Origin of the sequence: Pseudoalteromonas sp. AOP7-A1-14 (assembly GCF_052376275.1) — a bacterium.
GTDB lineage: Bacteria > Pseudomonadota > Gammaproteobacteria > Enterobacterales > Alteromonadaceae > Pseudoalteromonas.
This window is the reverse complement of sequence record NZ_JBQSVO010000114.1, coordinates 1-11,698: the sequence shown is the minus strand read 5'-3', so window position 1 is coordinate 11,698 and position 11,698 is coordinate 1. Positions and strand designations below refer to the sequence as shown.

Genomic DNA, 11,698 nt, shown 5'->3' with positions numbered 1-11,698 from the left:
GTAAAACAGTGCTATTTAGAAAGAGTCATTACGGCAGAAACGAAGTATCAACAATGAGTGTGATAATAGAAGGAGAGTTGCTACTTTTCTTTTTCTTCACTATTAGTTGCTATTTTAAAGGCAACAATCACGAACCCAAACATCACAAAAGGTAGCGCTGCGAGCATGTATTCTATTATGTCGTTGTCTTGAAAGCTGGCTTGTAGTAAAAAATGGCCGGCGACGCAAAGTAAAATAACCACCAACAGGATAGGCAGTAAGATTAGCTCTTTTTTTGCATTGTGACTGTTCATCGATAAGCATCACTTTTGAAAGGTGAACTATTGTAATGAACTATGCAGTATCAGGTCAAATAACTTGGATCTTTGGCTTGCTTTAAGCTTCGCGTAGCCTGATTTTCTGCTTTCATTACATGTTCTTCGTTTAACCTGACTATCACTGATTTGCTTGTGCCTATATAAATCGAATATAAAGTCGATTTCCTCACGCTCTAAGGCTTCCTGCATTAAGTATTAGATAGCTTATACTTGCCAACCTGAATTTTAAGTGAGCATTAACCATACAAATATGTAGAAATGTTACTTAGTATGAAAAGAGGGAAGTTTTACCGTAAATATTACTCCATCCTCACTTTTGTTATTTTCCGCTATAACACTGCCTTTATGATAGTCGCATACTAAACGGACAATATATAAGCCTAACCCCAAATGAGGCTGCTGCTGTAATTGTTGGCTACGTACTGAGACCATTGAATCAAAAATATGTTCAGTTAAACCGTCAGGCAGTAGTGGGCCCTGGTTGCTAACACTAAGAACGGCCTGTTGCTCTGCTTTAAGTGTTATACGAATAGCGCTGTTGGCTTGACTGAACTCTAATGCGTTATTGATTAATTTATCTAAAAGCTGAGCAATGAACTCAGGCGCTCCCTGCATAGGTAATGACGTTTGGCAAATATCGAGTTCAAAAGTTTGGTTTGGGTAGGTGAGTTGATACCCTTGCATACAACCGTTTACTACCTCTTGTAAGTCAAAGGGCTCTGGCTCTGCGCTGAGAATACTTTGTTCTAGGCGAGTGGCTTCACTCATGGTGGTAATAATTTTACCTAAACGATCAACTCCTTCACTAGCACGGTCAAGGTATTTTTGGCTAAGCTCAGATTGTGGCTGCATCTGTAGGTTTTCAAGCGAGCTACGTACTACAGCGACTGGGGTTCTAAGTTCGTGAGAGAGTCGCGATGACATGGTTTCTAAATAACTAGTATAACCCCCGAGACGACTCACAATATTGGCAAAGCTACGAGCTAAGTCGCCGATTTCGTCGTTTGAATCTGCGTAGTTTATACTCCCAGTTATACGGCCTTGGGCATCAATGGCCTGCTCGGCGGTATCTCTTAGACGGCGAATGCGGCTAGAAATTCGAGTTGCGAAGAAAAACAAAGTTACGGTGCCAATGAGCATCACTGCTAAAATTACATTGAATAGTTTCTCAAGAGATTTATTACGCAAAGTACGCACGCCATTGGTGGTTTCTTCGGCTACGACTGCGCCAATTACTTTATCCTGGATCCAAATAGGGTAAGCGGCCGATAAGATAACCGCTTTATTATCTGGGGTTAGGCGCCAGGATGAAGCGGGCGCGCCACTTAGCGCTTTACCAATATGCGTGCCTTGCATAGCAGCAACATCATGCAAAGTATCTAAAAATTCGTTCTCAGGGCGAGTTAGTACTTTATAATAAAGCGGATGTAAGTAATTTTTTTCAAAGCGTTGCCACCATGTTGTTGCTGGTTCTTCGTTTAGTCCATCCGCCCATACGCCATCAGCATGATGAATAGAGCCCGATTGGGCTAATACTCTGTGATGCTTATCAAGCACCCAAATGCGGCTACCGCTGTGACCCATACCTTTTAATATGCGATTTATTTCTGGTGAAGGAACCAGTACCGAACCAATATCATTGGGGTTTTGTAGGTTTGAGGTAGACATTATTTGTGACTCAATCTTCCCTTCATCCCAATCTTCAATCGCAAAGCCGAGCTTATTGCCAAGCATGCTTAAAGGAAAGCGCAGCTCTATATTATAGCCCGTTGCTGTGCTTGTAAAATAGCCTTGTATTTTTGTCATTGGTGTACGGGTTTTTGCATCAAACGCATTTATCCAGCCATCTTTTCGCGGCGAAACAATATAGTTTTGAAAGTCCCCTTCGGGGGTTTTTAGCATGATTTGTAAGTGGTCGTTGCGGGTAATACTTAAGGTGTTTTTAGCTCGGTAAATTAATGAATTGTCCATTACCTTAAAAACCGCATATAAGTAGTTATCGTATTTTCCTACCATGTGTTCAAACGATAAATCACTAGCTTGGTGGTTTGTTTTAGTACCTTGTAAATAACGCTCATCGTAATGCCAAAAAAGTGACTGATAGGGCTGCCAGTCAGACAATTTACCATCGAGTTGAATTGGGTTACTTAGATTATAGGCGTATAGATCTCGGCCCTTTATAACTTGGTCTAAAAAGTTAGTTTGTGAGTCAAATAAAGCAGGGCGTTCGTGTAGCGCGGTAGCGAGCGCGCGGGTAGTACCCACAAGAGTTTTTTCTTGCCCTTTACGTAAAAACTTTTCCATTTCCCATACGTATTCGTAACCTAACCAAGGTAATAAAAACAAAAAACACGACAGTAGTATAAACTTACTACGCAAACCAAAACGTATCATTACACTTACTCCCAGCGATAGCCCATACCGTATACGGTATCGATGCAATCAAAACTGCTATCAAGGGCGATAAACTTTTTGCGGATACGTTTTACGTGAGAGGTAATCGTTGAATCATCAACATAAATCTTGGCATCGCTCATTAGTTCATTACGGCTTTTAACATGCCCGGGGCGCTGAGCGAGCGAATATAGCATCCAAAACTCCGTCACGGTTAAATCAACCAACTGTTGCTGCCAAAATACTTGCATGCGCTGAGTATTTAGAGTGAGGGGACCACGGTTTATTAATTCGTTTTCATCTGCGGGCTGCTCAAGTGCTTCCATGCGACGAAAAAGTGCGCCAATACGCGCTGCTAAATGCGCCATGCTGATATCTTTAGTCAGGTAATCGTCAGCGCCCATTCTTAAGCCACAAACGGTATCTATTTCGCTATCGCGAGCGGTTAAAAATATGATCGGTAGAGTCTTAGAAAGTGAGCGCAGAGTTTGACATAGCAAGAATCCGCCATCAATTTCATGATCTAGACCAATATCAACAATAGCCAAATCGGGGAGAGCATCATTAAAGGCGTGCTCGGCGCTTTGCCGATTGCTAAAGCCACTAACGCTATACCCCTGAGCGCTGAGCATTTCCATATAGTTTTCGCGAATCGCGGTTTCATCTTCAACAATGGCTACTTTTTTCATTTACTGTCCCTTCAATTATTCTGTTTGTACTATACCTAATTTTTTCCCTTGAGTATGGGGTAGAAGGCAATTGCCTTTTTTTTGCCACAATTGCTCAGCAGTTTGCCTTTTTTGCTCCCTTTTGCTGCCACTTGAAGTTGTTTTAATAGCTTTATACCAACTCGGTCGCTCGACAACCAACGAGTTGCCAACTTATTAAGTAACGAAGCTGAAGGAGCACATCATGAGAAAAATTATCGTCGCAGCTACAATCGCCATTATTATCGCAGCGCCTAACTTAGCGCACGCTGACACATACGTAACACAAAAAGAAACCGTAATAGGCCTAAGCTCCGGCGCCGTGATTGGCGGTATTGTTGGTGGCCCAGTTGGTGCATTTATTGGCGCATTTACGGGTGGCTTGATTGGCGAGCAAGAAGTCGCTGAAGGTAAAATGCTCGAGCAGCAACGTGCTTTAGAGGTTATGCAAGATAAAACGGATGACTATCAACATGTTTTAGCGCATAACGCACAATTGAGTAGCCAGCTGAATAAACTTGAAGATAACAACGAGCGCTTAACTCTTGCACAAATGAATAATTTAATGGCGATGACGATTCAATTTAAAACAGGATCAAGTGACATCGCCCCACATTTTGCTAATCAATTAGATCAACTGGTTAATTTATTACAAAGCCAGCCTCACTTACAGCTCGACTTAAATGGTTTTGCTGATCAGCGCGGTGATGAACTCGCCAATCTAGTGCTTTCAGAAGAACGAGTCGCTAAGGTACAAAATTATTTAGTTAAGCAAGGTATTGCAGATAGCCGCTTAACCGCGACGGCATTTGGCGAGCAGCAAACAGTGGCTGATAGCGATAGCTTTGAAGACAACATTTTTGACCGTCGAGTTACTTTAACTACGCGCCCTACTGAGCCTGCCTATAACCAAACCGTGAGTAACTAGTTAGCTATTTTTTCGAGGGAGTGACCTATTATGTTGAATAAACAAAGCAAAGTATTTACCCGTGGCGAGAGCTTTATGCGGGTAAGTCTTTTTATCATAATTAGCTTATTTGCTGGTAGCTACAGCAGCTTTAGTGAAGCGACGCCATCACCCGCGTTGACTATGTACGATAGTGCTGGTGCAAAAGTATCACCAGGGGTTATTTTAAAAAATAACGCGCATATGACGGTAACAGGGCTTATCAACCATGTGGTGGTAACTCAGCATTATCGCAATGAAAACCCGTTTGCGGTGAATGCGCGTTATGTATTTCCGCTGCCAGATGAAAGTGCGGTACATGCCATGACACTGCGTATTGGTGAGCGCATTATTAAAGGAGAAATAGACAAAAAAGCACAAGCTGAAGCGCGTTTTGAACAGGCCAAACAAGATGGTAAACAAGCCGCGCTGGTAAAGCAGCAACGCGCTAATATGTTTATCACTAATGTGGCAAATATTGCACCTGGTGAAGAGGTTATTATTGAGCTTAAATATCAAGAGGTGATTGATTACCGCAGTGGCACTTTTTCTATACGTTTTCCAACTACTATAACGCCGCGTTACCATGCTATAAAAGGCGAAATTAATGACACTGTCACTGAGGCACTTGAAAGTGAACATTCACGAAATGAAGTGGCTTCAGATGAATCGATTGCTAATCAAAGCAGTGCTTTTACACCAAGTGGCTGGTTAGCGCCAGTTTATAATACGCAAATAAATAATGAGCCATCAACTCCTGAATTTAACTTAACAATAAATATTGATGTTGGTTTAGAGCTTGTTGATATTCAGTCTAGACATCATCATATAGTGACTAAAAATCCTGCCTTTGGGCAATATAAAGTAACATTAAATGAACAAAGTGCGTTCAATCGTGATTTTTTATTGGAGTTTAAGCCACTACAAAAAGAGCAAGCACAAGCCGCTTTTTTTACTGAACAATTAGACAATAGTGAACGTTACGGTTTACTAATGCTTATGCCACCGGACGATCATTATACGCAAACCCAGCGCCTACCGCGCGAAATGGTATTTGTAGTTGATACTTCAGGCTCGATGCATGGTCAGTCAATGGAGCAAGCAAAAAGCGCGCTACATTATGCACTATCGTTACTCGATAGTGACGACAGCTTTAATATAATTGGTTTTGATAATCAAGTAACGCCAATGAGTGATAACCCCGTGGTGGCGAACGATTTTAATTTACGCCGCGCCAAACGTTTTGTATATAACTTACAAGCTGATGGCGGCACTGAAATTAAAGGCGCTCTTGATGCGGTACTTGATGGTAAAGAACATGCCGGTTTTGTACGCCAAGTAGTATTTTTAACTGACGGTAGTGTTAGTAACGAAGATGCCTTATTTAAACATATAACTGCTAAATTAGGTGATAGCCGCCTATTTACCATTGGCATTGGTAGCGCGCCTAACAGTTATTTTATGCGCCGCGCCGCAGATGTCGGGCGGGGTAGCTTTACTTTTATAGGCAGTAGCGTTGAGGTAAAGCCAAAAATGCAGCAGTTATTTGATAAGTTAGCGCATCCGGCTATTACTCAGCTTGCTTTACAAAGTAGTGCTAATAAAAGTAACAGCACTAACGCTAATAGTAATAATCAAGCGCTTGAATATTGGCCTTCGCCTCTGCCTGATTTATATTTTTCTGAGCCGATAATGGTAGCTATTAAACTTGACGACCAACAAGGCATTACCTTGCAGGGACAAACAGCGCAGGGGCCTCTGGAAATTGAGTTAAACACGCAGCAAGGTCAACAAGCTAAAGGCATTGCAAGGCTTTGGGCGCGGCAAAAAATCAAGTCACTACTTTTATATAATGATCAGCAAGTCGTTAAACCTGAGGTTGAAAGTTTAGCTCTTGAGCATCAATTACTCAGCCCATTTACTGCCTTTATCGCGGTTGAGCAAACATCTACAAATATCTTTGCTGAGCAAAACGTACAAGTACAAAATGAGCTGCCACAAGGTATGGCTATGCGTTTACCGCAAACAGATGGGCAAAGCCGACTGCAAATTTTACTTGGGCTTATGTTGCTTATTATGGCTGGATTGTTGATTAAGTTTAAGCAGGTAAAAAATGATTAAGTGGCTAACGGTTATGTTGTTAGTGGTAGGGCTTGGCTTGTTTGGCCATGGTGGCTATATGCAGGCTAAAGCTTGGCTTGCTCAGTATTTAATTGATGATGCTTGGCAACAAGCACTCAGCGCACCAAATGAGCATATTAAACCTTGGTTTTATGCTGACAGCTACGTGACAGCCAAACTTAGCTGGCCTGGCCGTAATAAAGAGCTTTCGGTATTAGCTGGTGCGAGCGGTCGTAATCTTGCGTTTGCGCCAAGCCACTTTTTACAAAGTGGTAAGCTTGGCTCAAATAAAGGGGCGCTTATTGCTGGTCATAACGACACTCATTTTGCATTTTTACAACATGTAAAAGTAGGCGAGCAATTTAAGCTGCAGACTCAAAACGGCCAAACTGATACGTACAAGGTGCGTGGGATTGAAGTAATACATCAATCCCACAATGATTTTTTAAATCAAAGCGGGCTTTATTTATTAACGTGTTACCCGTTTGACTCTTTGGCTGCGGGCACTGAATTTAGGTTGTTAGTATCGGCAGATAAAATATCTTCATCTTTAGCCTCATCGTCATCATTAACATCAACTACTAATTCTTGATGGCGCTGGCTTATCATTACGCCAATAAATACCACGCCAATGCTTAGCCATTGGCCAAAGTTGAGCACTTCGCCTAAAATAATAGCAGACAAAATCAAAGTGAAAATAGGGATTAAATTAGAATAAGCCGCCGCTGTAAGCACTGATACTTTGCTAATTGCATAGTTATATAAGCCATAGCCACCTAAGGTGACACACGAACCTAAATATAAAATACTTAACAGTGCCGTTAAGTCATGTTGGTTTTCACTCGGTAAATCAATAAATAATAAAAATGGGGCAAAGAATAAACTACCACTAATGCCTTGCAAAGCAATCAGTGTCAGTGGTGAATAACGCGCTACTAAATGTTTAACTGACACGGTATAAAATGCCGCGCAAATCATAGCCATTAACTCTAAAAAATTACCCAGTAATGGGTTGGGTGCTTGCTCTGAATTAGGTGAAAGCAAGGTCAGTAAAATACTGCCGCCAATGCAAAATGTAAAGCCAATTATAATGGCTTTACTGATGTATTCTTTAAGCATAAAAAACGCTAAAAATGCCACTATAATCGGTAAGCACGAAACAATAACTCCTGCTTGAGAGGCGGAAGTATATTCCATAGCGTGACCTTCAAATAAAAAGTACAAGCAAGGTTCCGCCAGCGACATGGCAATTAAATATTTCCAATCACCTTCATGATATTCAAAGCGAATCACATAACGCCATAAACATAGTGCCATGACTAAAGTAGTTAACATACGTAAAAAAATTACTAGCGCAGGATCATAAATAGCAATGGCATATTTTAAGGCTATAAACGAACTACCCCATAAAAAGGTAGCAATAATTAAACACAAACTCGCAGGCATAGTCACCGCTTTTAAAAGCACTAAAAAAGCGATCCTAGCATGAATATTTTTAACTTGTTCAAAAAGCGATAACTGGTATAAGTAAATTATCAAAACTTTTAATAGTAAACAGATGAACAGGGCACAGGTAATAGTGGTAAAGCTGGGAACTAGCGTTCTTACAGGCGGCACGGATAAACTTGATAAAGCACACATGGTAGAGCTGGTACGTCAGTGTTGTGAGCTTAAAATGCAAGGTCATCAAGTTGTTATAGTATCAAGTGGTGCTGTTGCAGCAGGGCGAGAGCAACTATTAAAACCCTGTGGTCGAACATTAATTGATAAACAAATGCTGGCAGCTATTGGCCAAGGTCAGCTTATCCACATTTGGCAAAGCTTGTTTGCATTGTATGATGTTAATGTCGGGCAAATGCTGCTTACTCGCGCGGACGTAGACAATAGAGAGCGTTATTTAAATGCCCGCGATACGCTAACCGCATTATTAAGTTACGATGTCGTGCCAATAATTAATGAAAATGACGCGGTAGCCACGGCTGAAATAAAGGTGGGTGATAATGATAACTTATCAGCGCTGGTGGCTATTTTAGCTAACGCTGACAAACTCTTACTATTAACCGACCAAGAAGGCTTATTTACTAGCGATCCGCGAACCGATCTTAATGCCACATTGATCAGAGAAGTGAGTGACATTAATGATGAATTAAGACAGCTCGCCGGTGGCAGTGGTACAAACTTAGGCACTGGCGGTATGGCAACTAAGTTGCAAGCGGCTGATGTTGCAAGACGGGCAGGAATTGAGGTGATCATTGCTCAAGGGGCGAGTAAAAATGTTATTTTAAACTGCATGGCAGAGCAATTACCTGGCACGCGTTTTTTAAAGCTTACCGCCCCACGTGATGGTCGTAAAAAGTGGCTGTTAGCCGGGCCTAAAAGTAGTGGCCAAATAATTATCGATGCAGGTGCAATTGCGGCTTTACAGCAACAAGGCGCTAGCTTATTAGCTAAAGGTATATATGCAACGCATGGGCAGTTTGAGCGCGGTGATTTAATTGAGTTAGCCAGTCAAGATAAGCAACTAGTCGCTCGAGGGTTAGTGCGTTTTAGCCAAACAGAAATCGCCAAAATTAAGGGCTGCCACTCCAGTGAAATAGCGCAATTGCTAGGGCTTGATTACGCCACAGAAGTAATTCACCGAGATGATTTGATTTTACTTTAATTGAGGGGGCTTTCAATTTTTATCAGCATGTGACACGCGCTTAATTTGTGTTAAAATCCACGCCCTTAAATTGATGCCGATAGGGTAAAAAATGAAAATAGTTCGCTGGATTTTAGGTAATTTAATCTTATTCTTTGATTTTATTTTTACACCGCGCAGTAAAAAGCGCCCCGCGGAAGTGCAAGCATTGCTTGATGAAAAAACCGAACAATTTAAACTCTATCAATTCAAAGCCTGCCCGTTTTGCGTAAAAGTGCGCCGCAGCATTAAACGCCAAGGTTTAAAAATAGAGACTCGTGACGCCAAAGGTAATGAGCAATTTCGCCAAGAATTATTAGAGCAAGGCGGTAAAGTTAAAGTGCCTTGTTTACGTATCGAAAAAGATAGCCAAGTTACCTGGTTATATGAATCAAACGATATTATTGCTTATTTAGATAAAGTGGCTGCTTAAGCCGTTAACTTATTAAAAAACAGCCTATGTGAAGTTTGCATTTGGGTTGTTTTTATTGCCCATTGAAAGAGAATATAATCATGACAATCCGTACTCGTGTTGCCCCGTCGCCAACTGGTGACCCGCACCTAGGAACCGCCTATATTGCCCTATTTAATTACTGTTTTGCTAAGCAGCAAGGTGGTGAGTTTGTACTTCGCATTGAAGATACTGACCAAGTACGTAGCACCCCAGAATCAGAACAAGCTATTATGGATAGCCTGCGTTGGTTAGGTCTTGAGTGGGATCATGGCCCTGATGTGGGCGGTGAGTTTGGCCCGTACCGTCAGTCTGAGCGTAGTGATTTATATAAAAAATATGCGCATCAGTTAGTAGACGAGGGTAAAGCGTTTTACTGCTTCGCAACTAGCGAAGAGCTTGATAAAATGCGCGAAGAGCAAATGGCAGAAGGTCTACGTCCTAAATACGATGGTCGTGGTTTAAAGCTTACTGAAGATGAAATAAAAGCAAATTTAGCTGCTGGCAAGCCGTATGTTATACGCATGAACATTCCTACCGAAGGCACTTTTAAGTTTAACGATTACCTGCGCGACGAAATTGAAATCCCGTGGGAAAACGTCGATATGCAAGTGCTATTAAAAGCGGATGGTTTTCCAACTTACTTTTTAGCCAACGTAGTTGATGACCATCACATGGAAATTAGCCATATTTTCCGTGGTGAAGAATGGATCAACTCGGCGCCAAAACTATTAAAACTATATGAAGATTTTGGTTGGGATGCCCCCGTACTTGGACACTTGCCATTATTGCGTAACCCGGATAAATCAAAGCTGTCAAAGCGTAAAAACCCAACTTCAATTAACTACTATAAAGAGATGGGTTATTTGCCAGAGGCACTGCTTAACTATTTAGGCCGCATGGGCTGGTCAATGCCTGACGAGCGTGAAAAATTCACCCTTGATGAAATGATAGAACACTTTGATATGAAACGTGTATCACTCGGTGGCCCAATCTTTGATGTGGATAAACTAAGTTGGCTAAATGGTACTTGGATCCGCGAAAACCTCACTGATGCAGAGCTTGTACAGCGGTTTGTTGATTGGAAGTTTAATGGCGAAATGCTGGCTAAAGTATTACCTGAAGCGAAAACGCGTATTAATACTTTGTCAGACATGGTTGATTTAGCTGGGCACTTTGTAGGCGGGATCCCGACTTATGATCCTGCTTTATTAACCGCAGGTAAGGCTGATGAAAACGTTATTCGCCAAGCATTACAGTTCTTTATTTGGCAATTAGAAGGTTTACGCAGCTTTGATAAACCGGCTATTTTTGCTATTGCGAAAGAAGTGGCTACTTTCCACGAGCTTAAAATTAAAGACTTCTTAGAGCCTATTTTCGTAGCTATTACTGGTAAAACTTCATCAACATCAGTGCTTGATGCCATGGAAATTTTAGGCTCGGATTTATCACGTGCTCGCTTACGTGTCGCACTTGCTCATTTAGGTGTTTCTAAAAAACAAGCGAAGAATATTGAGCGTGCGTACCGCACATACCCAAGTGCATAATGATTAAATAATACACTTTTAAAAGCCGAGCTTATTAGGTAGTAAATAAGTTCGGCTTTTTTGTTTCAGGCTGTTTGGTTATATGGCATCGCGTTTTGATATTGTTTAGCGCAAGCATTGGCGCTTTAGCAAATGCTAAAATGCGACATGTAAACCCAAAGGAGGCAGTATGATCCATGATCGCAACCGTTAAAAACAAAGCTATTTTTAGCAGTAATAAATTTTCGATAAACCTTGTTACTTACCCAACCAATCACAGCGTAATGAAGCATATTGACCCCGTGCAGCAAGGGCGCTATTACAAGCTCAATTTTGTATTAGAGAAACCTAAAGCGGGTGGGGTATTTAAATGCTCAAAATGCATTATAAATTTATTTAATCGCGTGTATTTGTTCAGACCCGATAAATACGAACACAGCGTATCTAAAATCGAGTTTGGAAAGCGCGTGCTACTTAGCTTTGCATTAAATATTTAATGCAGTGCTGTCAGTAATTATAAGCCTGACCACTACAATACATTGCCACGTGGCAATAG

Annotated in this window: 11 protein-coding genes; 7 read left to right on the top strand and 4 right to left on the bottom strand. The window is 41.4% G+C overall.

The features are described 5' to 3' along the window. Positions 1 to 80: 80 nt before the first annotated feature. From ACT3RM_RS14800 to pdsR, 3 genes are all read right to left on the bottom strand, one after another. On the bottom strand, positions 81 to 293 hold the full coding sequence (locus tag ACT3RM_RS14800; protein ID WP_441992728.1) for a hypothetical protein: 213 nt from the start codon (positions 291 to 293) through the stop codon (positions 81 to 83). A 285-nt stretch (positions 294 to 578) separates the two neighbouring features. Next, positions 579 to 2,711 (bottom strand): proteobacterial dedicated sortase system histidine kinase, encoded by a 2,133-nt coding sequence (gene pdsS / locus ACT3RM_RS14795; protein WP_441835955.1) that lies wholly within the window; start codon positions 2,709 to 2,711, stop codon positions 579 to 581. 5 nt (positions 2,712 to 2,716) lie between these two features. After that, positions 2,717 to 3,400 carry a proteobacterial dedicated sortase system response regulator gene (gene pdsR / locus ACT3RM_RS14790; protein ID WP_441835956.1) on the bottom strand — a complete coding sequence of 228 codons (684 nt, stop codon included), beginning with the start codon at positions 3,398 to 3,400 and terminating at the stop codon, positions 2,717 to 2,719. A gap of 223 nt (positions 3,401 to 3,623) precedes the next feature. Between pdsR and pdsO the strand changes: the two genes are divergently transcribed. The 3 genes from pdsO to ACT3RM_RS14775 are packed head-to-tail and all read left to right on the top strand — an operon-like array spanning position 3,624 to position 7,077. After that, on the top strand, positions 3,624 to 4,346 hold the full coding sequence (gene pdsO / locus ACT3RM_RS14785) for a sortase-associated OmpA-like protein PdsO (RefSeq protein ID WP_441835957.1): 723 nt from the start codon (positions 3,624 to 3,626) through the stop codon (positions 4,344 to 4,346). 30 nt (positions 4,347 to 4,376) lie between these two features. Beyond that, a complete protein-coding gene (locus tag ACT3RM_RS14780; RefSeq protein ID WP_441835958.1) occupies positions 4,377 to 6,485 on the top strand; it encodes a marine proteobacterial sortase target protein in 2,109 nt (702 codons plus the stop codon). Continuing rightward, positions 6,478 to 7,077: a class GN sortase gene (locus tag ACT3RM_RS14775; RefSeq protein ID WP_441835959.1), complete on the top strand. Its 600-nt coding sequence runs from the start codon at positions 6,478 to 6,480 to the stop codon at positions 7,075 to 7,077. Before ACT3RM_RS14780 ends, ACT3RM_RS14775 begins: the two co-directional genes overlap by 8 nt. Here the strand turns inward: ACT3RM_RS14775 and ACT3RM_RS14770 are convergent. Beyond that, positions 6,963 to 7,931, bottom strand: coding sequence for a DMT family transporter (locus ACT3RM_RS14770; protein WP_441835964.1), 969 nt, complete (start codon positions 7,929 to 7,931; stop codon positions 6,963 to 6,965). The two genes, ACT3RM_RS14775 and ACT3RM_RS14770, sit on opposite strands and share 115 nt — an antisense overlap. A 112-nt stretch (positions 7,932 to 8,043) precedes the next feature. On the opposite strand from ACT3RM_RS14770, the gene proB reads away from it, so the two are divergent. From proB to ACT3RM_RS14750, 4 genes are all read left to right on the top strand, one after another. Continuing rightward, a complete protein-coding gene (proB, locus tag ACT3RM_RS14765) occupies positions 8,044 to 9,147 on the top strand; it encodes a glutamate 5-kinase (protein WP_441835960.1) in 1,104 nt (367 codons plus the stop codon). 91 nt (positions 9,148 to 9,238) lie between these two features. Further along, on the top strand, positions 9,239 to 9,598 hold the full coding sequence (locus ACT3RM_RS14760; RefSeq protein ID WP_441835961.1) for a glutaredoxin family protein: 360 nt from the start codon (positions 9,239 to 9,241) through the stop codon (positions 9,596 to 9,598). A gap of 80 nt (positions 9,599 to 9,678) precedes the next feature. Next, on the top strand, positions 9,679 to 11,163 hold the full coding sequence (gene gltX / locus ACT3RM_RS14755; RefSeq protein WP_441835962.1) for a glutamate--tRNA ligase: 1,485 nt from the start codon (positions 9,679 to 9,681) through the stop codon (positions 11,161 to 11,163). Between the two features lie 176 nt (positions 11,164 to 11,339). After that, positions 11,340 to 11,639, top strand: coding sequence for a 2OG-Fe(II) oxygenase (locus ACT3RM_RS14750; RefSeq protein ID WP_441835963.1), 300 nt, complete (start codon positions 11,340 to 11,342; stop codon positions 11,637 to 11,639). The last annotated feature ends 59 nt before the right edge of the window (positions 11,640 to 11,698 follow it).

Excerpts from the sequence above, each read along its gene's own strand:
- ACT3RM_RS14760 (WP_441835961.1), top strand. The coding sequence starts at position 9,239 with ATGAAAATAGTTCGCTGGATTTTAGGTAATTTAATCTTATTCTTTGAT.
- gltX (WP_441835962.1), top strand. The coding sequence starts at position 9,679 with ATGACAATCCGTACTCGTGTTGCCCCGTCGCCAACTGGTGACCCGCAC.
- ACT3RM_RS14800 (WP_441992728.1), bottom strand. The coding sequence starts at position 293 with ATGAACAGTCACAATGCAAAAAAAGAGCTAATCTTACTGCCTATCCTG.
- pdsO (WP_441835957.1), top strand. The coding sequence starts at position 3,624 with ATGAGAAAAATTATCGTCGCAGCTACAATCGCCATTATTATCGCAGCG.
- pdsS (WP_441835955.1), bottom strand. The coding sequence starts at position 2,711 with ATGATACGTTTTGGTTTGCGTAGTAAGTTTATACTACTGTCGTGTTTT.
- ACT3RM_RS14780 (WP_441835958.1), top strand. The coding sequence starts at position 4,377 with ATGTTGAATAAACAAAGCAAAGTATTTACCCGTGGCGAGAGCTTTATG.
- ACT3RM_RS14775 (WP_441835959.1), top strand. The coding sequence starts at position 6,478 with ATGATTAAGTGGCTAACGGTTATGTTGTTAGTGGTAGGGCTTGGCTTG.
- proB (WP_441835960.1), top strand. The coding sequence starts at position 8,044 with ATGAACAGGGCACAGGTAATAGTGGTAAAGCTGGGAACTAGCGTTCTT.
- pdsR (WP_441835956.1), bottom strand. The coding sequence starts at position 3,400 with ATGAAAAAAGTAGCCATTGTTGAAGATGAAACCGCGATTCGCGAAAAC.
- ACT3RM_RS14750 (WP_441835963.1), top strand. The coding sequence starts at position 11,340 with ATGATCGCAACCGTTAAAAACAAAGCTATTTTTAGCAGTAATAAATTT.
- ACT3RM_RS14770 (WP_441835964.1), bottom strand. The coding sequence starts at position 7,931 with ATGCCTGCGAGTTTGTGTTTAATTATTGCTACCTTTTTATGGGGTAGT.